The sequence below is a fragment of the Janthinobacterium sp. GW821-FHT03C08 genome (assembly GCF_059420905.1).
Map to the genome: position 1 here is coordinate 195,357 of NZ_JBWKUP010000004.1, position 20,149 is coordinate 215,505.

The window sequence follows — 20,149 nt, forward strand, 5'->3', positions numbered from 1 at the left end:
GTTTTTTTATTATCTGCCGCCTGCCGGCGGCAGGGCGCCGTGATTAACGGTCGCCGTAGCTGCGGCGTGCGCCGTCGGTGCTGCGCGGGTTGGAACCCTTGTAGCCGCCGCCGGTGCTCGGTGCGCCGTCCTTGCGTGGAGCGCCCGGCTTGCTGAACGTGCGTTGGCCTGGCTTCGCGCCGCCACGGTTGTCGCCTGGTTTCCAGCCGCCTGGACGGGCGCTCGAACGGGGTGCCGATGCCGTTTTCTTCGGCTCGAAACCTTCGATGACATTGACCGGGATCAATTGCTTGGTGAAGCGTTCGATGCGCTTGACGTTCATGCCTTCAGCGTGGTTCACCAGCGAGATGGCCAGGCCATTGCGGCCAGCGCGGCCGGTACGGCCGATGCGGTGGACGTAGTCTTCCGGGAACTTCGGCAGGTCGTAGTTGAACACGTGGGTGATCGTTGGCACGTCGATGCCGCGGGCGGCAACGTCGGTGGCAACCAGCACCTTGACCTGGCCGCGGCGCATGCCGTCCAGGGTGCGGTTGCGCGCGCCCTGGTGCATGTCGCCGTGCAGGGCGGCAGCCGAGAAACCGGCGATGTTCAGGCGGTCGGCGATGGTGTCGGCGTCACGCTTGGTGGCGGTGAACACGACAGCCTGGTCCAAGGTTTCGTCGCGCAGCAGGTGGTCCAGCAGGCGATTCTTGTGCGACAGGTCGTCGACGAAGTGCACGCGCTGGGTGATGTTTTCATGCTTGTTGCTCGAGCTTGCCACCTGGATGACCAGCGGGTTTTTCGTGATGCGGCGGGCCATGTTGCCGACCACGCCGTCCAGGGTTGCCGAGAACAGCATGGTTTGGCGGCCTTCCGGCGTCGCTTCGACGATTTTTTCGATGTCGTCGATGAAACCCATGTCCAGCATGCGGTCGGCTTCGTCCAGTACCAGGATTTCCAGTTGCGAGAAGTCGATCTTGCCCGAGTCCATGTGGTCGATCAGACGGCCAGGGGTAGCGACCAGGATCTCAGGATTCTTGGCCAGCAATTGCATCTGTTTCGGGTAAGGCATGCCGCCCAGGATCGACACAGCCTTGATGCGGCGGATGCCGGTGCTGTACTTGTCGGTGTTGGTGGTCACTTGCAGGGCCAGTTCGCGCGTCGGCGTCAGCACCAGCATTTTTGGCTGGGCAGCCTTGAAGCGTGGACGCTCGCCACGGGCGCGCGATGCTTGCATTTCCTGGTTCGGCGTCTTGCCGGCGGCGCTTTGTTCGGCGCTGGCCAGTTTGTGCAGCGACGGCAGCATGAATGCTGCGGTCTTGCCCGAACCGGTCTGCGACGAGACCAGCAGGTCACGGCCTTCGATCGCGGCGGGAATCGCTTGCGACTGTACCGCGGTTGGCGCGGTGTAGCCCGATTCGGTCAGAGCGGCGAGGATGGACGGATGCAGGCCTAAGGATTCAAATGTCATTCTTTTTCTTTCGTGAAAATCAGCGTTCTTGCAAAAAGCAGAACGCAAAATAGCAACGCCAACCAAAACGAAATGACTCAACTAGAAAGAAATTTCGGCACAAAAGCTTTGCGCCGGGACGGTGTCAGGTGCGACACACAAGGCGGGAGGGCTTTATTAAGCGGCATCCTGTGGATGCGCTAAGGCTTGCGAAGCTGCTAAGTTTGTAGTGCATGTAACTGCGGTGTTGCCATCGCTTCAAGGAAACATATTGCAGCGCACAACGACACTATACCGTATTTGCCGGCATTTTGCACTGTCTAAATGGGAATAAACGCGAGGCCTACCACGTTTTGTCCGTGTTTCCTATGTGAAATCAGTATGAATACGTAGTTTTCGCGCAGTTCCCGGCTCCTCAGGCCGGCTCCTCAGGCGAGCCGGGCGCTCATGTCGGCGGGCAGCGGCGGCGTCTGCGCCGCCTCCCGGGCCAGGTTGATTTGCCGGGCCGCCTGGGCCACGTCGATCAGGCTGCGCTCCAGCTGGTAACTGCCCTTGGCATGCAGCCAGGCCAGCACGTCGGCCAGGTGCCAGATGGTGGCGCTGCCTTCGTGCACGGGGGCGGGAAAGCTGTGGCGGTGTTTGTTCATCAGCTTGTGCAGGTTTTGCCGGGACAGGCCCAGCACCTGGGCCACGTCCGTCAGTCCCACGAAGTCGGGTGCGGCTTCGACGAGGCGGGCGCCGGGCACGACGGCTTTCACGTCGGCCATGGCGCTTTGCAGCGCCGCGCTGGCGCTGCCGGCCTCGCGCGTGAATTCCAGCGCCAGGCGGCCCGCTTGCCCGATGCCGACGAGCGCATCGTCGCAGCCGCCGCTGCCCAGGCGCCCGGCCAGCGCGTCGAGGTCGGTTTCGTCATCGGGCAGGCGGTATTTGAGGGTGAAGATGTAGTCCATGGCTATTCCCTGGTCTGGCGCTGCACGAATGCATGCAGCAGCTTGTGCACGCTGCAATGATCGACCACCCGCAAGATCGCCCGCGCGTGGTTGCCGGGATTTTTCGGCGTGCTCCAGATGCAGGCAATGCAGAATTCGTCGCAGCGGCAACCGTCGTTGTTGTAGGGGCAGTAGATCTTGCCCCAGGCATGGCTGCCGCCCGTTTCCACGTGCCAGCCCTGGCTTTCCGCGTGGCGCAGCGCCGCTTCGATTTCTTTTTTGGGGTGCGGGGAGCGCGCCATGCGATGCCTCCAAGGTAGGTCCTTATTTTTCGGTTGTCAAGTGACAACCGAAAAATAAGGGCCATCACCGCATTACTCTACTTCCGGATTGACGGCCATCACTTGCGAAAAGCCGCCATCGACGTAGGTAATTTCGCCCGTGATGCCCGAGGCCAGGTCGGACAGCAAGAAGGCGGCCGTGTTGCCCACTTCCTCGATGGTGACGTTGCGCCGCAGCGGGGCGTGCTCGGCCACGAAGCCCAGGAGTTTGCTGAAGTCCTTGATGCCGGAGGCGGCCAAGGTCTTGATGGGGCCGGCGGAGATGCCGTTGGCACGGATGCCGCGCGGACCCAGCGATTCGGCCAGGTAGCGCACGGACGCTTCCAGCGACGCCTTGGCCAGGCCCATGGTGTTGTAGTAGGGTACGGCGCGCACGGCGCCCAGGTAGGTCAGGGTCAGCACGCAGGCGCCCGGGTGCAGCAGGGGCAGGGCGGCCTTGGCCATGGCGGGAAAGCTGTAGGCGGAAATGTCGTGCGCGATGCGGAAACTGTCGCGCGACAGGCCGTCGAGGAAGTCGCCGGCGATGGCTTCGCGCGGGGCGAAGCCGATGGCGTGCACGAGGCCGTCGAGGTGTTCCCAGTGCTGCGCCAGGTCGCGGAAGACGGCGCTGATCTGCTCATCGCTGGACACGTCGCAGTCGAAGACCAGTTCGCTGCCGAATTCGGCCGCAAATTCCGTGATGCGCTCCTTGAAGCGCTCGCCCACATAGGTGAAGGCGAGGGTCGCGCCTTCGCGGTGGCAAGCCTTGGCGATGCCGTAGGCGATGGAGCGGTTCGACAGCAGGCCCGTGATGAGGATTTTTTTGCCTTGCAAGAAAGCCATGACGACTCCTGTCTGGGTGGTGGGCGGGTGGAGCGGATGTACAACCGGCCGCGACAGCTAGGCTGTGGCGGCCGGTGGGCATCAGGTGCTGGGCGGGTGGCGAAGCCTGGCAACGCCTGACAGTAGCGTCGCGACGCGCACTAGCTTATGCCGGGCGTACTCAATGGCGGGCCTTGGCACGGTTGTTGCCGCTGCCGCGCTGGATGCGCGGTTTCACCAGGGAGATGGGCGCGGCTTGCACCTTGCCGCTCTTGGCGGCGCGGTGCGCGGCCTTGGCAACCCGTTCGGGACGGTCCGCTTCCAGCAGCATGGTGGCGCTGTCGGCGATTTCCTGGGTGATGTCCTTGTTCATCGTGGCCGACGTCTTCGGCACGAGGATGGTGGAACCGGCACGCAGGCGGGTGCGCTGGGGGATGTTGTTGGCCTGGCGCAGCACGTCGGCCGTGGTGCCGAATTTCGACGCCAGGGTTTCCAGGCGTTCGCGCGCGTTGGTGATCTTGTGCGTGGTCCAGCTCGACAAGGCATGGCCCCATTGCGCCAGGTTGGTGGTGAACTTGGCGGCGTTTTCCTGCGGCAACAGAATCTTCGTCTTTTCGCCGCCGATGATGACGGGGCGGTTAAATTGCGGATTCAGGGCCTTGAATTCGTCCATCGACAGTTCGGCCAGCTGGGCGGCGACGGTGATGTCGATGTCGCTCGTCTTGTCGATGGCCGTGAAGTAGGGCTGGTTGTCGACGACGGGCAGGGTCAGGCCGTACTGGGCCGGATTGGCGATGATGTTCTTCACCGCCTGCAGCTTGGGCACGTAGTTGCGCGTCTCGGCCGGCATCAGGTCGGCCAGGCTCTCGAAATCGGTGGGCTTGCCCAGCGCCTGGTTTTTCTTGATGGCGCGCTGCACGGAGCCTTCGCCCCAGTTGTAGGCGGCCAGGGCCAGTTGCCAGTCGCCAAACATGTCATACAGGCGCTGCAGGTACGTCAGGGCCGCATCGGTCGAGGCCAGCACGCCGCGCCGCTCGTCCTTGAACATGTTCTGCTTGAGGTTGAAGTCGCGCCCCGTGGCGGGCACGAATTGCCACATGCCGGCCGCATTCGCGCTGGAGAACGCCTGCGGGTTGAAGGCGGACTCGATGAATGGCAGCAAGGCCAGTTCCGTCGGCATGCCGCGCTTTTCCAGTTCCTGCACCACGTGGAAGATGTAGCGCGAGGCGCGCGCCGTCGTGCGGGCGATGTAGTCGGGGCGGGTGGCGTACCAGTTGACGTGGTTGGCCACCAGTTGGTTGTTAATGTCGGGAATCGCATAGCCGCTGCGGATGCGGCCCCAGACGTCGGCTTCGCGCAGCGGATCGGAGCTGTCGCTGAGGTTTTTCAGCAGGCGGTCGGTCTTTTGCAGGCGGTTGTCGAGGGTGGGGAGTTTCGCCGTGACTTGGGGCGTCATCGGGATCAGGGCAGGTGCGGCGGCGGCGACTGGCGCGTTATCGCTCTCAACACCGGCTTCGTACGCCTGGCTGAGGGCGGGCGCCAGCGCCAGGGCCAACGCCGCCAGGACGGTCGATTTAAAGGAGTTTTCGTGCATAGTGTTCCATTGTTGTCGTCGGAGAAACATCGGACAGACCCATGATTAAGCAGCGAGTGTACGTATATCCACATGCCGGAGTCAAGAATTATGTCAGCATGATGACAGCACATAGGCGGAAATAGCTAAGTTTCCATTCGCTAATAGTGCAATTATTGCAAATTTAATTTGCCGTTTGCGTGATTCGGCCGCTGTTATAGCATACATGGCGATGATGCCGGCGCAAGCCTGGCAAGCGCCGGGTATGAGACTGCGCAAAGAGTGCGTACAATTTGGCTTTGGCTGGCCAATTGCGCGCCGGCTACGTCACCGATAGAGAGTACGCATATGAACACCCCGCCGCGCCACGACGACGACCACGCCGTCATCATCGCCAATACCGTTGCCTGGATGGAAAAAGCCGTGATCGGCCTGAACCTGTGCCCGTTCGCCAAGGCCGTGCACGTCAAGAAGCAGATTCGCTACGTGGTCTGCGATTCCAGCAATCCGGAAGATCTGCTGGCGCTGCTGATGGACGAGCTGCAAGTCCTGGCCGATGCGGACCCCGAGCAGATCGACACGACCCTGCTGATCCACCCGTACACCCTGAACGACTTCCTCGACTACAACGAATTCCTCGACGTGGCCGACGCGGCCGTGGAAGACATGCACCTGGCCGGCGAACTGCAGGTGGCCAGCTTCCACCCGCACTACCAGTTTGCCGAGACGTTCGAGGACGACATCAGCAACTACACCAACCGTTCGCCATACCCCACCCTGCACCTGCTGCGCGAAGACAGCATCGAGCGCGCCGTCGAAGCGTTCCCGGAAGCGTCCGAGATTTTCGACAAGAATATTGCTACTTTGGAAGCGCTGGGTGTCGAAGGCTGGGAAAAGCTCGGCGTGCCGAAGGTGTCCTGATGGCGGACAAGGACCTGCCGCTGCGCCCGGACACGCCCTGCGTGGCCGTGTGCTCGACCACTTTCGACGAAATCTGCCGCGGCTGCGGCCGCACCGTGGTGGAAGTGGCCCACTGGGTGTCGATGACGGACGAGGAGAAGGAAGTGGTGTGGGTGCGGATTCTTTCTCAAGGGTATCCGCGCCGGAATACTTAATAGCGACGCAATAGAGCAGTGTCCCCCTATTGCGTCGACGCTGAAGCAAATCGTAGCGAGCGGCGATGCTTTGTGGCTAAGAAGCGCAGCCGTACTCAAGTACGGCGAGCATCGCAGGCCGCAAGGCGCGCCGCGCAGTAGATTTGCTTATGCGTCTCAGTAACTGCCGATAAAGTCTTTCTTGCCCACTTCGATGCCATTGTGGCGCAGGATGTCGTACGCCGTCGTCGCGTGGAAGAAGAAGTGCGGCAGCGCGTAGTGGAACAGATAGGTCTGGCCCGTGAAGTGCTTGGTCTTTTCGCCGCTGCCGGTGGTGATGGCGCGCGTTTCGCTGCCGTCGATGTCCGCCTGCGGCAGGCTTTCCAGGAAGGCGATGGTTTTCACGATGCGCGCCTTCAGTTCAGCAAAGCTCTGTTCGCTGTCTTCATACGGCGGCACGGCCACGCCGGCCAGGCGCGCGCCGCAGCCCTTGGCGAAGTCGGTGGCGATCTGGATCTGGCGCACGAAGGGTAGCATGTCTGGGAACAGGCGGAACTGCAGCAGGGCGTTCGGGTCGATTTTCTTGTCTTGCGCGTGCGTTTCCGCCTTGTCCAGGATGGCGGCCAGGCTGCCCAGGATCTGTTTGAAGACGGGGATCGATGCGGAATAGATGGAGAAGGTCATGGTGGTTCCTCTAGGTGAAGTGGCGCGATGATAGCAAGCGGCGCGGTTTTCTGCTGGCGGCCATGGACGCTGCGGGCGCACCTGTGGTTTTTCGGCCCTGTCCATATGGCATGCAGCGGCCGCCGGCGCGTGTTTATTGGTGACTTTTCCCGCTTTTTCCATGCATAATTGCTGCTGAAAAAGTTTCTTCCCGCCCCATCCACCCGGATTCCCCCGTAAAACGTTCGATGATCGCTCGCCAGATCCCTGTTGCCCCGTTCCTGCATGTCTAATTCACCCTACCAACGCCTGCGTGCCCGCCTGAGCGCCCTGTATGGCTCGTCGATCTATGGCGCCCTGCTGCTGGTCGTGTTTGGCGGCCTGGTCATTCCCGCCATCATCGGCAGCTACCTGCTGGTGGGCGTGCACGAGCGCCAGTCGGCGCGCACCAGCCTGAATGAATCGCTGCAGCGCAATGCCGACATCCTCGCGCTGGGCATGCAGGAATCGCTGTGGAACATGAATGCGGAGTCGGCCCATTCGCTGGTCGAATCGGTGATGCGCGACCGCGCCGTGCTGCTGGTGCAGGTGGTGGGGCAGGGCGACACGGAATTCATCCGCCTGCAGGCGCCGCAGCGGCCCGTGGGCAATGTGTACCGGGCCGAGCGCGACATCCTCGTGCGCGGCGAACGCATCGGCCACGTGGTGGTCGAGATGGACGATGCGCGCAGCCAGCAGGAGCTGCGCGAAAAGCAGGTGGCGTATATTTTCGTGCTGGGCGCGCAGCTGGCCGTGTCGATGGCGCTGATCGTGCTGTTCCTGAACCGCCGCCTGCTCAAGCCGCTGCGCCGCCTGATGCGCTTTTCCGACCGCCTGTCGCACGGCGATTTCGACACGCGCCTGGACTCGGGCAGCAATGACGAGCTGGGCCGGCTGGCGGCCCAGCTGGAACAGATGCGCGCCGCCATCGGCCAGCTGTTCGAGGACGTGGGCCAGCGCGAGGAGCGCTTCCGCACCATCGTCACGCAGGTGCCGGGCGCCGTCTTCCGCTACCGGCCCGACGGGCCCATCGATTTCGTCAGCGACGCCATCGAGGAAATCGCCGGCTATTCCGCGCGCCAGTTCATGCGCGGCAGCACGCATGCCTGGGCCGACCTGATCTGTCCGGAAGACCGCCGCGAGCACCGCCGCGCCGTCAAGCAGGCCGTGCTCGAGGTGCAGCCGTACGCGCTGGAATACCGCATCGTCGACGCCTTCGGCACCGAGCGCTGGGTGGCCGAGAACGGCCAGCCGCAGGCGGGCGAGCACGGCGTGACCTGGGTCGACGGCATCATCGCCGACATCAGCCAGCGCAAGCACCATGAAATGCGCATCGAGGCGCTGCTCACGGAGCAGAGCGCCATCCTCGACAACGTGATGTTCGGCGTGATGTTCGTGCGCCACCGCCGCATCATTTCCGTGAACCGCCGCTGCGAAGACCTGTTCGGCTATGATCCCGGTCAAATGATGGGCAATTCGACGGCCATCGTCTTCACTTCCTCGTATGATTTCGAAGAGGCGGGCGAGCGCCAGTACCCGGCCCTGGCCCTGGGGGGCGACTTCAGCGAGGAACGCCAGTACCAGCGCCGCGACGGCAGCCTGTTCTGGGCGCTGGTGAGCGGCTGCGCGCTCGATCCGCTGCGGCCCAACGAAGGCAGCATCTGGGTGTATGCCGACATCACGGCGCGCAAGGAGGCCGAGGAAAAGCTGCGCCTGTCGGCCACCGTGCTCGAACACATCGCCGACGGCGTGATGGTGGTCGACGCGGACGGCATCATCGTCACCATCAACCCCGCCTTCACGCAGATCACGGGCTACAGCGAAGCCGAGGCGCTGGGGCAGCATGCGTCGCTGACGCGCTCGGAACGCCACGACGCGGCCTTTTACCAGGCCTTGTGGGAGGAACTGGCCGTCTCCGGCTTCTGGCGCGGCGAGATCTGGAACCGGCGCAAGAACGGCGAAATCTATCTGGAATGGCTGACCATCAGCGCCGTGCGCGACACGCGCGCCGGCACCACCCATTACGTGGGCGTGTTCAGCGACATCACCCTGATCAAGGAATCGCAGGAAAAGCTCGACCACATGGCGCACCACGACCCCCTGACGGCGCTGCCGAACCGGCTGCTGTTCCACGACCGCCTGCAGCACGCCCTGCAGCGCGCCGGGCGCGACCAGGAGCAGCTGGCCATCCTGTTCATCGACCTGGACCGCTTCAAGAACGTCAACGATACCCTGGGCCACCACGTGGGCGACGAATTGCTGCAAAAGGTGGCGGGCCAGCTGTCGGCCCGCCTGCGCGAAGGCGACACCCTGGCGCGCCTGGGCGGCGACGAATTCATCGTCCTGCTCGAGCGCATCGATGGCGAGTATGGCGCCACGCAAGTGGCGGAAAAGCTGATGACCATGTTCGAGCAGCCGTTCACGGTGGCCGACCATGAACTGTTCGTCACCTGCAGCGTGGGCATCAGCCTGTATCCGGACGATGCGCTGGACTTGAACATGCTGATCCGCAATGCCGACGTGGCCATGTACCAGGCCAAGGCGCGCGGGCGCAATGGCTACCGTTTCTATGCGCCGTCGATGACGGGCGAGGGCGTCGAGCGCCTGCGCCTGGAAACCTTTTTGCGACGCTCGATCGAAAAGAACGAAATCTTCCTCACTTACCAGCCGCAGGTGGAAATCGACACGGGCCGCCTGGTGGGCGTCGAGGCGCTCGTGCGCTGGAACCACCCGGAACTGGGCCTGGTGCCGCCGGCGCGCTTCATCCCGCTTGCCGAGGACAGCGGCTTCATCAACCAGCTGGGCAAATGGGTGCTCGACGCGGCGTGCCGCCAGATGATGCACTGGCAGGCGCAGGGCTTGCGCGTGCCGAAGATGGCCGTCAACCTGTCCGTGAAACAGTTCGAGCGGGGCAGCATCGCCGGCATGGTGGCCGACATCTTGCAGGAAACGGGGCTGGAGCCGCAGCGGCTGCAGCTGGAAGTGACGGAATCGGTGATCATGAACACGGGCGACGCGCTGGGCTTCATCAATGACCTGCACGCCATCGGCGTGGGCCTGGCCATCGACGATTTCGGCACCGGCTATTCCTCGCTGGCCTACCTGAAGCAGCTGCCCGTGCAGACGCTGAAGATCGACCGCTCCTTCATCAAGGATATCTCGACGGACGTCAACGACGAGGCCATCGCCATTGCCATCATCCAGCTGGGCAAGAGCATGCACCTGTCCGTGATCGCCGAGGGCGTGGAGACGGAAGAGCAGGCGGCGTTCCTGCTGCGCCACGGCTGCAAGCTGGCGCAAGGCTATTTATATAGCCGCCCGGTGCTGGCACAGGATATGCTGGAGCGCTGGCTCGATCATTAATTAAAGAGAGGGTATCCCATGGCCGGAGAAAAAAATACGTCGCGCCGCCGTTTCCTGCTCGGCGGCCTCGGTCTCGGCGTGGCCGGCGTGGGCGCCCTGGTGCTGGGCTGGGGCGTGCTGCCGCCGCGCCAGCGCCTGCATGGCAGCGCGCCGCTGCCCGTCACCGACGGGGCCGTGGCCCTGAACGGCTGGCTGGCCATCCAGGCCGACGGCACGGTGCTGCTGGCCATGCCGCGCAGCGAGATGGGGCAGGGCGTGCATACGGCCTTGCCCATGCTGGTGGCCGAGGAACTCGACGTGGCCTTGAGCAGCGTCAAGCTGATCCAGGCGCCCATGGACAAGATCTTTGGCAATGTCGCCATGCTCAAGGACAGCCTGCCCTTCCACCCGGACGACCGGGGCCGGCTGAAGGCGCTGGCGCAGTGGACGGTGGCCAAGGCGGCGCGCGAACTGGGCGTGATCGTCACGGGCGGCTCGTCGAGCGTGAAGGATGGCTGGGGCCCCATGCGCGAGGCAGGCGCCTGCGCGCGCGCCATGCTGCTGCAAGCGGCCGCCGCGCAGTGGCAGGTGCCGGCCGCGCAATGCCGCACGGAACAGGGCGAAGTGCTGCATGCGGATGGCCGGCGCGCCAGCTACGCCAGCCTGGCGCAGCGCGCCGCCGGCATGGACCCGGGCACGCCCGCGCTCAAATCCCCCGGGCAGTTCAAGCTGATCGGCCAGCCGGCGCCGCGCCGCGACACGCCGTCGAAAGTCAACGGCAGCGCGCGCTTCGGCATCGATGCGCGCCCGCCCGGCATGCTGTACGCGGCCCTGCAGCTGCCGCCGCGCCTGGGCGATGCCGTCGCCGCATTCGATGCGGTGCCCGTGCTGGCGCTGCCCGGCGTCAAAAAGGTGGCGGACCTGACGCCGGCCCTTGGCCAGCGGGGTGTGTCCTGCGTGGCCGTGGTGGCCGACACGTACTGGCGCGCGAAGACGGCGGCCGCCGCCCTGGCCGTGCAGTGGACGGCCGGGCCGCAGGCGGGCCTGTCCAGCGCGAGCATCCTTGCCGAGTTTTCCCGCCTGCTTGATGCCGAGGCGGGCCATGCGTATTACGCCAGCGGCGACGTGGAGGGCAAGGCCGTGCAGGCCTTGCGCAGCGTCAAGGCCGAGTACCGCGCGCCTTTCCTCGCGCATGCCGCCATGGAACCCGTCAACTGCACCGCCCAGGTGAAAAATGGCAAGGTGAGGTTGTGGGTGTCGACGCAGGCGCCCGGCATCGCCGTCGACGTGGCGGCGAAAGTTGCCGGCGTCGGTGCGCAGGACGTGACGATCGAAGTGCTGCTGCTCGGCGGCGGTTTTGGCCGCCGCCTGGAAGTGGACATGGTGGCGCAAGCCGTCGCCATCGCCCTGCAGTGCGATGGCGCGCCCGTGCAGCTGCTGTGGACGCGCGAGCAGGATACGCAGCACGATATGTACCGTCCCGCCGCGCTGGCCCGCTTTGCCGCCCGCCTCGACGAGCACGGCCGCATCGCGTCCTGGGACAACAAGTCCGTCAGCGGCTCCATCACGCACCAGTTTTTGCAGCGCAATTTCGGCTTGCCCGGCGCGGGGCCGGACAAGACCACGGCCGAAGGCGAATTCGACATGCCGTACGAGATCGCCAACCAGCGCATCGCCCACGTGATCGCCGACAGCCCCGTGCCGATCGGCTACTGGCGCTCCGTGGGGCACTCGCATAACGCATTCTTCAAGGAAAGTTTTATCGATGAACTGGCGCACGCGGCGGGGCAGGACGGCGTCGCCTTCCGCCGCGCCATGCTGGCGCAGCACCCGCGCCACCTGGCCGTGCTCGATGCGGCGGTCGCCCGGGCGGGCAGTCCGCCACCCGGCCATGCGCACGGCGTGGCCCTGCACCAGTCCTTCGGCAGCATCGTCGCGCAGGTGGCGCAGGTGTCGGTGGAAAACGGCGAGATCCGCGTGCAGCGCGTCGTGTGCGCCATCGATTGCGGCATCGCCGTCAATCCGAACATCATCGCCCAGCAGATGGAGTCGGCCGTGCTGTTCGGCCTGTCGGCGGCGCTGGGCGGCGAGATCACCTTCAAGGATGGCAAAGTCGAGCAAAGCAACTTCCACGACTATCCCGTGCTGCGCATGGGCCAGACGCCCGAGGTGGAGACCATCATCATCGCCAGCGCCGAGCACCCCGAGGGCGTGGGCGAGCCGGGCACGCCGCCGATTGCGCCGGCCGTGGCCAACGCCGTCTTCAACTTGACGGGGAAACGGCTGCGCAGCCTGCCGCTGCGCCTGGCCTGAGATGGCTCAGGCCAGGGTGGCGGCCAGTAATTGACGCAGGTTGCAGTCGCGCTGCCAGTCGCGCCGCTCCGGCGTGCTGGTGGCCAGCGCCGCCAGTTCGGCTGCGCTGAGCGCCTGCTGCGCCTGCACCATGCGGTGCGCCAGGCCGCCGTCGGGCAGCACGGTGCCGAAGAAGGCGACCTGGTCTTCGCGCTGGATCAGCAGGGTGGGGAAGTTGTCGATGTCGAGGTCGCCCACCACGTCGGCCTGGTCTTCGATGTCGATCCAGACGAAGAGCGTGTCCGGGTGGCGCGCGGCCAGTTCCTCGAACGTGGTGCGGTAGCTGCCGCACGTGCCGCACCACAGCGCGCACAGGCAGGCCACCGTCCAGCGCGGGCCGGCCAGGGCTGCCGCGACGTCGCTGCGGTTATCGGTCGTGAGGGTCAGGCTGTGCATGGTCATCTATATGAGTAGGGCAGTGGACGCGGGGCGCCCGATGCGCGTATTCTACCGCGCCCGGCCAGCGCAGTCCCGAGAATGCATGGGCTTGTTTATCCGTGTTTTTTGATGCAAGCCGCCTTTCTGGTGGATAATGCTGGTAATTGCGCGCTGATTACGCTGGTCCATGCTGTTTCCTGGCCCCGCAGCCTGACTCCTCCAGTCTGTTTCATGCCCTGCCCGGTGTCAGCGCTCCCGCCTTTGTTTATTTTTATTATGGAATTAGCCAGCTTATGTTGAGTTACCGCCACGCCTTTCACGCGGGTAATCACGCCGATGTGTTGAAGCATTATGTGCAGATTCAGTTGTTGCAGTACCTGAATCAAAAAGATACCGCCTATAGTTATATCGATACCCACTCCGGCGCAGGCGTATATGCGCTCGACGGCGGTTATGCCTCGAAGAATGCCGAGTATGAAACGGGCATCGCGCCCCTGTGGGACCGCACGGACTGGCCCGCCTCGCTGGCAGAGTACATGAAGCTGATCAAGGAAATGAATCCGAGCGGCAAGATGCGCTACTACCCGGGTTCACCGTACTGCGCCGACAAGGTCAGCCGCGAGCAAGACCGTCTGCGCCTGTTCGAGCTGCATCCCGCCGATGCAAAGATTCTGGCTGACAACTTCCGCAAGGTCGAGGCGCATGCGCTGGCCCAGGGCGAGCGTCCCACCGTGCGCGGCAAGCGCGTCATCATCACCAAGGCGGACGGCTTCCAGAGCCTGAAAGCCCTGCTGCCGCCCCCATCGCGCCGCGCGCTGGTGCTGATCGACCCGCCGTACGAAGACAAGATGGATTACCGCAAGGTCAAGGACACCCTGGCCGACGCCCTCGTGCGCTTCCCGTCGGGCATGTACGCCGTCTGGTATCCGGTGCTGCAGCGCATGGAATCGCGCCAGTTTGCCGACAAGCTCAAGCAGCTGCCCAGCTCGGACTGGCTGCACGTGACCCTGACGGTGAACACCCCGTCGCCGGACGGTTTTGGCTTGCACAGCAGCGGTATGTTCATCCTGAACCCGCCATACACGCTGGAGCCGATGTTGCGCGAAGTCATGCCGTACCTGGTGAAGGTATTGGGCCGCGACGATGGCGCGAAGTTTGTACTGGAAACGGGCAAGGGCGGACAGAAAAATACGGGCACCAGAAGGGTGTAGTCATGCTCTGCTTGGTCGTGCGGCAATAAAAAACGCCACGGGTAATGTGCCCGTGGCGTTTTTTTTATGGCTGAGGAGTTACTGTCCCAGCAACAGGAACACGGTCGGTTTCTTGTGGAAGTCCGGTGCCTTGCCGGCGGCCAATTGTTTCTTCCACTGTCCGCCATTCCACGTCTGCACGCTTTCCGAGTCCAGGCTCAGGTCGGTGGCCACGCAGATCAGGGTCGACGGCGCGCATTGCGCCACCAGCGCTTCGAGCATGGCGGCGTTGCGGTAGGGCGTCTCGATGAAGAGCTGGGTCTGCTTTTCATTGCGCGAGCGGTTTTCCAGGTCCTTGATGCGCTTGGCGCGCTGGGCCGCATCCGTGGGCAGGTAGCCGTTGAAGGCGAAGCTCTGGCCGTTCAAGCCGCTGGCCATCACGGCCAGCAGGATCGACGACGGTCCCACCAGCGGGCGGACCTTGATGCCGTGCTGGTGCGCCAGGCGCACCAGGTCGGCGCCGGGGTCGGCCACGGCGGGCACGCCCGCTTCCGACACGAGGCCCGCGTCGCGTCCCGCCAGCAGCGGCGCCAGCAAGCCGGCCAGTGCTTGCGCCGGGGTATTGACGTTGAGTTCGGAAATGGTGATTTCCTGCAAGGGCCTGGCCAGCGGATGCTGGCTGCCGATCAGTTTCAGGAAGGCGCGCGCCGTCTTGGCATTTTCCGCAACGAAATAATCGAGCTGCGAGGTGAGGTGCCGCACCTGCTCTGGAATGATGCGGGCCAGCGGGTCGATGGCGCCGTCGGACAGGCCGAGGTGGTTGGGGATCAGGTACAGGGTGCCGGTCATGGTTCTTGTCTATGTATCAATTAAAGGGTGAAAAACGCCACGCCCGCCTTGCGCAGCATGCCGGTGAGGGCGATCAGCGGCAGGCCGGTGAGGGCGGTCGGGTCCGTGCTGTCGATGCGTTCGAGCAGGGCGATGCCCAGGCCCTCGTTCTTGGCGCTGCCGGCGCAGTCGTAGGGCTGCTCGATGCGCAGGTAGGCGTCCAGCTCGGCATCGGGCAGGTCGCGCACGGTGACGCGGGTTTGCACGTCTTCCACCTGCGCCATGGCGGGCGTCTGGCGCCCGTCGAGCAGGCACAGGGCCGTGTGGAACACGGTCTGGCGCCCGCGCATGGTTTGCAGCTGCAGCAGGGCGCTGGCATGGTTGCCCGGCTTGCCGATCTGCGCGCCGTCCAGGGTGGCGACCTGGTCGGAGCCGATGACGAGGCTGCCGGGATGGCGGTCGAGCACGGCCTGTGCCTTCGCTTGCGCCAGGCGCAGGGCCGTGGCGCTGGGGCTTTCACCGGGCAGGGGGCTTTCGTCGAGGTCGGGCACGGCCACCTCGAACGGCAGGCGCAGGCGTTCCAGCAGTTCCTTGCGGTAGGTCGAACTCGATGCAAGAATCAAGCGCAATGGGGCGGAAGTTGGTATCATTCGGTAATGGATGGCGGCCGGCATGGCCGCGCTGGTCGATGTCAGCGGAATTTCACGTGGTTCCAGGGCGCGGAGCCTCATAACTGAGGCCCCATGCGGCATGACGATGTTGATGAAGATGTCACGAAATGGCAATCGGCTTGTAATCAAGGCATCAAAAAAGATGCTTAGCCTTTGACTCGGCGCTCAAAACCCTGTTATTATCGCAGGTTTTCCGGGGAAATTTTCTACCAATGAATGCTTTTGTGATCGACGCCTTTGATTTTTGTCGTATCAGCGGGAGCCGCGAGGGTGTAACTCCTGTCGCTGAAATGACCCGGTTGACCAAGGATTGTGCAGATGCTTCCGGCGACATCGCCTGGAAGGTCGTCGGCGGCACCAGCAAGCTGGGCTACCCGCAACTGACCTTGTCGGTCAACGGCACCGTTCAGCTGGTTTGCCAGCGCTGCCTGACTCCGTATGCTTACGCGATTGATTCTTCGACTGTTCTGATGCTGGGCAAGGATGACGAGCATGCAGACGAGATCGAAGAAATCATCAACGATGAAACGATCGACGTGATCGTCGGCAGCCGCAGCATGGATGCCTCGGCCCTGATCGAAGATGAAGCCTTGCTGGCCCTGCCGCAGGTACCCAAACATGACGTCTGCCCCGATACGGCGCAGCTCGATGCTCTCAAGACTGAAAAGAAGTCGCCGTTCGCGGCACTGAAAGACTTGAAGCCAGAATAAGTTAAGTAGTAGTGGTTTGTAGGGGGTCTCAACAGCCGTAGCGAGCGGCCCAATATCGTCTTGAGTAGCGCAAGCGTACGAAGGTACGCTGAGCAACGCCGAGGCGATAGTGGGACGCGCAGTAGGTTTGTGAGGTCCCTTTTAGAGAACGTGTCAAACGCGTGTAGTAATCGAGTATGGCAAGTGTAGTGAAATGTAATTGTAATAAACGATGTCGGTCCGGGCTATTTTCGGGTAGTCTTTGCCGCTGGGATACTCGATTCGCATGTATTTGCTAATCGATTGTGCTAAAATTTTAGAACTTATGTATTAGGAGTCATCATGGCAGTTCAACAGAACAAGAAAACCCCTTCCAAGCGCGGCATGCACCGTTCGCACGACTTCCTGGTCGCGCCGCAATTGAGCGTCGAGCCAGTTACCGGCGAAACCCACATGCGTCACCATATCAGCCCTAACGGCTTCTATCGTGGCCGTAAAGTGCTGAAGACCAAAAACGACGAGTAATCGACGTTTTTGTTGGGTAAGATGAAAGCGGTGTTACGTGGTTATTCGGCGTGGCGCCGCTTCTTCTTTTTTATCGGCTGCAATTCATCTTGCACACCGTCATTTTGAATCAAGCTTGCCAGAGCCGTGGTCGCATGCGCCGCCTTGGTATGCTCCAGTCCGATTCACATCTTGCCGCAAGCCCGCAGCGGTACTGAATCAAAACAAATGACAATCAAAATTTCTATCGACTGCATGGGCGGAGATCATGGTCCCTCAGTCACTATCCCCGCAGCAATTTCCTTCGTAAAACATGAGCCTGAAGCCGAACTGATCCTTGTTGGATTGGAAGACGTGATCCGTGCCGAATTGAAAAAACACAAAGCCGACGCGCACCCGCGCCTGTCGGTACTACATGCCTCCGAACAAGTTACCATGGACGACCCCCTGGAAGTGGCCCTGCGCCGCAAGAAGGATTCGTCCATGCGCGTGGCCATCGAACAGGTCAAGAGCGGCGTGGCGCAAGCCTCCGTCTCCGCCGGTAACACGGCAGCCCTGATGGCCGTGTCGCGCTATGTATTGAAAACCATGTCCGGCGTCGACCGCCCGGCCATCTGCAGCATCTTGCCGAACCAAAAGAACGGCCCCACCTACATGCTGGACCTGGGCGCCAACGTCGATTGCGAACCGCATCACCTGCACCAGTTCGCCATCATGGGTTCCGTGCTCGTGTCCGCCATGGAAGGCATCGCCCGTCCCACGATCGGCTTGCTGAACGTGGGCACGGAAGATATCAAGGGCAATGAAGTGGTGAAACTCACCTCGAAGCTGCTGCAGGCCGACCACGAGCGCGGCGCGCTGAACTTCTACGGCAACGTGGAAGGCAACGACATCTTCAAGGGCACGACCGATATCGTCGTCTGCGACGGTTTCGTCGGCAACGTTACCCTGAAAGCCATCGAAGGCCTGGCGCGCTTCATGAAAGACGTGCTCACTTCCGAATTCAAGCGCAATCCGATTACCATGCTGGGCGCGCTGATCGCCCGCGGGGCCCTGAAAGCCATCGGCAACCGCCTGAATCCGTCGCGTTATAACGGCGCCAGCCTGCTGGGCTTGCGTGGACTCGTCTTCAAGAGCCATGGCAGCGCCGATGCCTATTCCTTCGAATGGGCCTTGCGCCGCGCCTTTGATGCGGCAAAAAATGACGTGCAAGCGCACCTGGCCAGCCTGATCGCCGAGCTGATGCCGCGCACGCCAGTTCCGGACGAACCTACATCAACAAGCTCTACCATTTAGTGGACGGGTACTTGCATGACTGTTTTTAGCAAAATCTACAGCAAAATTATCGGTACCGGCAGCTACTTGCCGGAGAAGCGCGTCACCAACCAGGATTTGACAGAACAGCTCGCCGCCAAGGGCATCGAGACGTCGGATGAATGGATCGTCTCGCGCAGCGGTATCTCGGCGCGCCATTACGCGGCGCCGTCGCAAAATTCCTCGGACCTGGGCGTGGAAGCGGCCAGGAAGGCCCTGGAAATGGCTGGCCTGAGCGGCAACGACCTGGACCTGATCATCGTCGCCAGCTCGACCCCCGATTTCTTCGGCAGCTTCCCCAGCACGGCTTGCATCGTGCAAAACAAGCTGGGCATCACGAATAACTGCGCCGCCGTCGACGTGCAAGCCGTCTGCAGCGGTTTTGTCTATGCGGTGGCCACGGCCGACAGCTTTATCCAGTCGGGCATGCACAAGAACGTGCTGGTGATCGGCGCCGAAGTGTTTTCGCGCATCCTCAATTTCGACGACCGCGGCACCTGCGTGCTGTTCGGCGACGGCGCCGGCGCCATCGTCCTGACGGCGTCCACCGAGCCGGGCATCCTGGCCACCAAGCTGCACGCCGATGGCCGCCACTCGAACATCCTCAGCGTCCCGGGCAGCCTGGCCGGCGGCGCGCTGGACGGCAGCGCCTTCCTGTACATGGATGGCCCGGCCGTGTTCAAGCTGGCCGTGTCGGTGCTGGAAAAAGTCGCCCACGAAGCGCTGGAGCACGCCAACATGACCTCGGACCAGATCGACTGGCTGATTCCGCACCAGGCGAATATCCGCATCATGAACAGCACGGCCAAGAAACTCGGCTTGCCGCTGGACAAGATGGTCGTCACGGTGGACCAGCATGGCAATACCTCGGCCGCCTCCATCCCGCTGGCACTGGACATCGCCGTGCGCGATGGCCGCGTCAAGAAGGGCGACAACGTCATGATGGAAGGCGTGGGCGGCGGCTTTACCTGGGGCGCCGTGCTGGCGCGCATGTAATCCCGCAATACTATTAAAAAACGGAGTCACCATGACACAATTTGCATTTGTTTTCCCAGGCCAAGGTTCGCAAGCGATTGCGATGCTCGACGGCTTCGCCGGCAACCCCGTCGTGGCCCAGACCGTGGCCGAAGCGTCGGACGCCCTGCAATGCGACCTGGGCAAGCTGATCGCCGAAGGTCCGAAGGAAGAGCTGGACCTGACCACCAACACGCAACCGGTGATGCTGACGGCTGCCGTGGCCTTCTACCGCGCCTGGCTGGCGGCCGGCGGTCCCGTGCCGACGGTCGTTGCCGGCCACAGCCTCGGTGAATATTCGGCGCTGGTCGCCGCCGGCGTGATCTCGTTCAAGGATGCCGTGCCGCTCGTACGTTTCCGCGCGCAAGCCATGCAGGAAGCCGTGCCCGTCGGGCAGGGCACGATGGCGGTCGTGCTGGGCCTGTCGGACGACGACGTGCGCGCCGCCTGTGCCGAAGCGGCGGCGGAAAACCCGGCCCTGGTGGTCGAGCCCGTCAATTTCAATGCGCCAGCGCAAGTGGTCATCGCCGGCCACACGGCTGCCGTCGAGCGCGCCTGCGAACTGGCCAAGGCCAAGGGCGCCAAGCGCGCCATGAAGCTGCCCGTCTCCGCGCCATTCCACTCGTCGCTGCTGAAACCCGCATCGGACCGTCTGCGCGAGTACATGGCCGGCCTGACGTTCGCCGCGCCGCAGATCGCCCTGATCAACAACGTCGACGTGGCCATCGTCAACGACGTGGCTGGAATCAAGGATGCGCTCGTGCGCCAGGCTGCCAGCCCCGTGCGCTGGGTGGAAACCATGCAAAAAGTGGCCGCGGACGGCATCACGCAAGTGATCGAATGCGGTCCGGGCAAGGTCCTGATGGGCCTGGCCAAGCGCATCGATCCCGTGCTGGTGGGCGACGCCATCGTCGACCAGGCCTCGCTGGAACGCATTTTGACGCAGCTCAAGTAAACAGCACGCGGCAGTGCAGCGATGCCTGCCGCCAGCCATCTTT

At 63.2% G+C, this 20,149-nt stretch carries 19 protein-coding genes; 10 read left to right on the plus strand and 9 right to left on the minus strand.

What is annotated here, in order from left to right; all coding sequences use genetic code 11:
* Positions 1-43 precede the first annotated feature (43 nt).
* From AC07VL_RS07215 to AC07VL_RS07235, 5 genes are all read right to left on the minus strand, one after another.
* Positions 44-1,450 (minus strand): DEAD/DEAH box helicase, encoded by a 1,407-nt coding sequence (locus tag AC07VL_RS07215; protein ID WP_071322891.1) that lies wholly within the window; start codon positions 1,448-1,450, stop codon positions 44-46.
* Positions 1,451-1,857: 407 nt separating this feature from the next.
* On the minus strand, positions 1,858-2,379 hold the full coding sequence (locus tag AC07VL_RS07220) for a helix-turn-helix transcriptional regulator (protein WP_494805232.1): 522 nt from the start codon (positions 2,377-2,379) through the stop codon (positions 1,858-1,860).
* 2 nt (positions 2,380-2,381) lie between these two features.
* Positions 2,382-2,660 carry a hypothetical protein gene (locus AC07VL_RS07225; protein WP_494805233.1) on the minus strand — a complete coding sequence of 93 codons (279 nt, stop codon included), beginning with the start codon at positions 2,658-2,660 and terminating at the stop codon, positions 2,382-2,384.
* 72 nt (positions 2,661-2,732) lie between these two features.
* On the minus strand, positions 2,733-3,521 hold the full coding sequence (gene fabI / locus AC07VL_RS07230; RefSeq protein ID WP_494805234.1) for an enoyl-ACP reductase FabI: 789 nt from the start codon (positions 3,519-3,521) through the stop codon (positions 2,733-2,735).
* Positions 3,522-3,681: 160 nt separating this feature from the next.
* A complete protein-coding gene (locus AC07VL_RS07235) occupies positions 3,682-5,094 on the minus strand; it encodes a transglycosylase SLT domain-containing protein (RefSeq protein ID WP_494805235.1) in 1,413 nt (470 codons plus the stop codon).
* Positions 5,095-5,421: 327 nt separating this feature from the next.
* On the opposite strand from AC07VL_RS07235, the gene AC07VL_RS07240 reads away from it, so the two are divergent.
* The gene (locus AC07VL_RS07240) at positions 5,422-5,994 is read left to right on the plus strand and encodes a DUF1415 domain-containing protein (RefSeq protein ID WP_494805236.1); all 573 of its coding nucleotides are present in this window, start codon (positions 5,422-5,424) and stop codon (positions 5,992-5,994) included.
* Complete coding sequence (locus AC07VL_RS07245; RefSeq protein ID WP_494805237.1) at positions 5,994-6,188, plus strand: DUF1289 domain-containing protein; 195 nt, start codon at positions 5,994-5,996, stop codon at positions 6,186-6,188. Before AC07VL_RS07240 ends, AC07VL_RS07245 begins: the two co-directional genes overlap by 1 nt.
* A gap of 156 nt (positions 6,189-6,344) precedes the next feature.
* Here AC07VL_RS07245 and AC07VL_RS07250 read toward each other — a convergent pair whose 3' ends face one another.
* The gene (locus AC07VL_RS07250; protein WP_034779265.1) at positions 6,345-6,851 is read right to left on the minus strand and encodes a DUF1993 domain-containing protein; all 507 of its coding nucleotides are present in this window, start codon (positions 6,849-6,851) and stop codon (positions 6,345-6,347) included.
* Between the two features lie 264 nt (positions 6,852-7,115).
* Here AC07VL_RS07250 and AC07VL_RS07255 point away from each other — a divergent pair, with 264 nt between their 5' ends.
* Positions 7,116-10,232, plus strand: a complete 3,117-nt coding sequence (locus tag AC07VL_RS07255; protein ID WP_494805238.1) for an EAL domain-containing protein — start codon at positions 7,116-7,118, stop codon at positions 10,230-10,232.
* 18 nt (positions 10,233-10,250) lie between these two features.
* Complete coding sequence (locus AC07VL_RS07260) at positions 10,251-12,524, plus strand: xanthine dehydrogenase family protein molybdopterin-binding subunit (protein ID WP_494805239.1); 2,274 nt, start codon at positions 10,251-10,253, stop codon at positions 12,522-12,524.
* 6 nt (positions 12,525-12,530) lie between these two features.
* Here AC07VL_RS07260 and AC07VL_RS07265 read toward each other — a convergent pair whose 3' ends face one another.
* Positions 12,531-12,959: a thioredoxin family protein gene (locus AC07VL_RS07265; protein ID WP_494805240.1), complete on the minus strand. Its 429-nt coding sequence runs from the start codon at positions 12,957-12,959 to the stop codon at positions 12,531-12,533.
* A 275-nt stretch (positions 12,960-13,234) separates the two neighbouring features.
* Between AC07VL_RS07265 and AC07VL_RS07270 the strand changes: the two genes are divergently transcribed.
* Positions 13,235-14,152, plus strand: coding sequence for a 23S rRNA (adenine(2030)-N(6))-methyltransferase RlmJ (locus AC07VL_RS07270; protein ID WP_086147479.1), 918 nt, complete (start codon positions 13,235-13,237; stop codon positions 14,150-14,152).
* Between the two features lie 78 nt (positions 14,153-14,230).
* Here AC07VL_RS07270 and AC07VL_RS07275 read toward each other — a convergent pair whose 3' ends face one another.
* Both AC07VL_RS07275 and AC07VL_RS07280 read right to left on the minus strand, forming a co-directional pair.
* Positions 14,231-14,980: an SAM-dependent methyltransferase gene (locus AC07VL_RS07275; RefSeq protein ID WP_494805241.1), complete on the minus strand. Its 750-nt coding sequence runs from the start codon at positions 14,978-14,980 to the stop codon at positions 14,231-14,233.
* Positions 14,981-15,000: 20 nt separating this feature from the next.
* Complete coding sequence (locus tag AC07VL_RS07280) at positions 15,001-15,609, minus strand: Maf-like protein (RefSeq protein ID WP_494805242.1); 609 nt, start codon at positions 15,607-15,609, stop codon at positions 15,001-15,003.
* A 233-nt stretch (positions 15,610-15,842) separates the two neighbouring features.
* On the opposite strand from AC07VL_RS07280, the gene AC07VL_RS07285 reads away from it, so the two are divergent.
* The 5 genes from AC07VL_RS07285 (at position 15,843) to fabD (ending at position 20,106) form a co-directional block, all read left to right on the plus strand.
* Complete coding sequence (locus tag AC07VL_RS07285) at positions 15,843-16,340, plus strand: YceD family protein (RefSeq protein ID WP_290604235.1); 498 nt, start codon at positions 15,843-15,845, stop codon at positions 16,338-16,340.
* 321 nt (positions 16,341-16,661) lie between these two features.
* Positions 16,662-16,844: a 50S ribosomal protein L32 gene (rpmF, locus tag AC07VL_RS07290; protein ID WP_034749653.1), complete on the plus strand. Its 183-nt coding sequence runs from the start codon at positions 16,662-16,664 to the stop codon at positions 16,842-16,844.
* A gap of 207 nt (positions 16,845-17,051) precedes the next feature.
* Positions 17,052-18,119 carry a phosphate acyltransferase PlsX gene (gene plsX / locus AC07VL_RS07295; protein WP_290604232.1) on the plus strand — a complete coding sequence of 356 codons (1,068 nt, stop codon included), beginning with the start codon at positions 17,052-17,054 and terminating at the stop codon, positions 18,117-18,119.
* 15 nt (positions 18,120-18,134) lie between these two features.
* Entirely contained in the window at positions 18,135-19,133 is a 999-nt protein-coding gene (locus AC07VL_RS07300; RefSeq protein ID WP_494805243.1) for a beta-ketoacyl-ACP synthase III, read from the plus strand.
* Between the two features lie 31 nt (positions 19,134-19,164).
* Entirely contained in the window at positions 19,165-20,106 is a 942-nt protein-coding gene (gene fabD, locus AC07VL_RS07305; RefSeq protein ID WP_070223879.1) for an ACP S-malonyltransferase, read from the plus strand.
* Positions 20,107-20,149: the final 43 nt, after the last annotated feature.

Coding starts and splice junctions, on each gene's coding strand:
- AC07VL_RS07280 (WP_494805242.1), bottom strand. CDS start 15,609: ATGATACCAACTTCCGCCCCATTGCGCTTGATTCTTGCATCGAGTTCG.
- AC07VL_RS07260 (WP_494805239.1), top strand. CDS start 10,251: ATGGCCGGAGAAAAAAATACGTCGCGCCGCCGTTTCCTGCTCGGCGGC.
- AC07VL_RS07215 (WP_071322891.1), bottom strand. CDS start 1,450: ATGACATTTGAATCCTTAGGCCTGCATCCGTCCATCCTCGCCGCTCTG.
- AC07VL_RS07250 (WP_034779265.1), bottom strand. CDS start 6,851: ATGACCTTCTCCATCTATTCCGCATCGATCCCCGTCTTCAAACAGATC.
- plsX (WP_290604232.1), top strand. CDS start 17,052: ATGACAATCAAAATTTCTATCGACTGCATGGGCGGAGATCATGGTCCC.
- AC07VL_RS07245 (WP_494805237.1), top strand. CDS start 5,994: ATGGCGGACAAGGACCTGCCGCTGCGCCCGGACACGCCCTGCGTGGCC.
- AC07VL_RS07225 (WP_494805233.1), bottom strand. CDS start 2,660: ATGGCGCGCTCCCCGCACCCCAAAAAAGAAATCGAAGCGGCGCTGCGC.
- AC07VL_RS07285 (WP_290604235.1), top strand. CDS start 15,843: ATGAATGCTTTTGTGATCGACGCCTTTGATTTTTGTCGTATCAGCGGG.
- rpmF (WP_034749653.1), top strand. CDS start 16,662: ATGGCAGTTCAACAGAACAAGAAAACCCCTTCCAAGCGCGGCATGCAC.
- AC07VL_RS07220 (WP_494805232.1), bottom strand. CDS start 2,379: ATGGACTACATCTTCACCCTCAAATACCGCCTGCCCGATGACGAAACC.
- AC07VL_RS07300 (WP_494805243.1), top strand. CDS start 18,135: ATGACTGTTTTTAGCAAAATCTACAGCAAAATTATCGGTACCGGCAGC.
- AC07VL_RS07265 (WP_494805240.1), bottom strand. CDS start 12,959: ATGCACAGCCTGACCCTCACGACCGATAACCGCAGCGACGTCGCGGCA.
- AC07VL_RS07255 (WP_494805238.1), top strand. CDS start 7,116: ATGTCTAATTCACCCTACCAACGCCTGCGTGCCCGCCTGAGCGCCCTG.
- AC07VL_RS07235 (WP_494805235.1), bottom strand. CDS start 5,094: ATGCACGAAAACTCCTTTAAATCGACCGTCCTGGCGGCGTTGGCCCTG.
- AC07VL_RS07240 (WP_494805236.1), top strand. CDS start 5,422: ATGAACACCCCGCCGCGCCACGACGACGACCACGCCGTCATCATCGCC.
- AC07VL_RS07275 (WP_494805241.1), bottom strand. CDS start 14,980: ATGACCGGCACCCTGTACCTGATCCCCAACCACCTCGGCCTGTCCGAC.
- fabI (WP_494805234.1), bottom strand. CDS start 3,521: ATGGCTTTCTTGCAAGGCAAAAAAATCCTCATCACGGGCCTGCTGTCG.
- fabD (WP_070223879.1), top strand. CDS start 19,165: ATGACACAATTTGCATTTGTTTTCCCAGGCCAAGGTTCGCAAGCGATT.
- AC07VL_RS07270 (WP_086147479.1), top strand. CDS start 13,235: ATGTTGAGTTACCGCCACGCCTTTCACGCGGGTAATCACGCCGATGTG.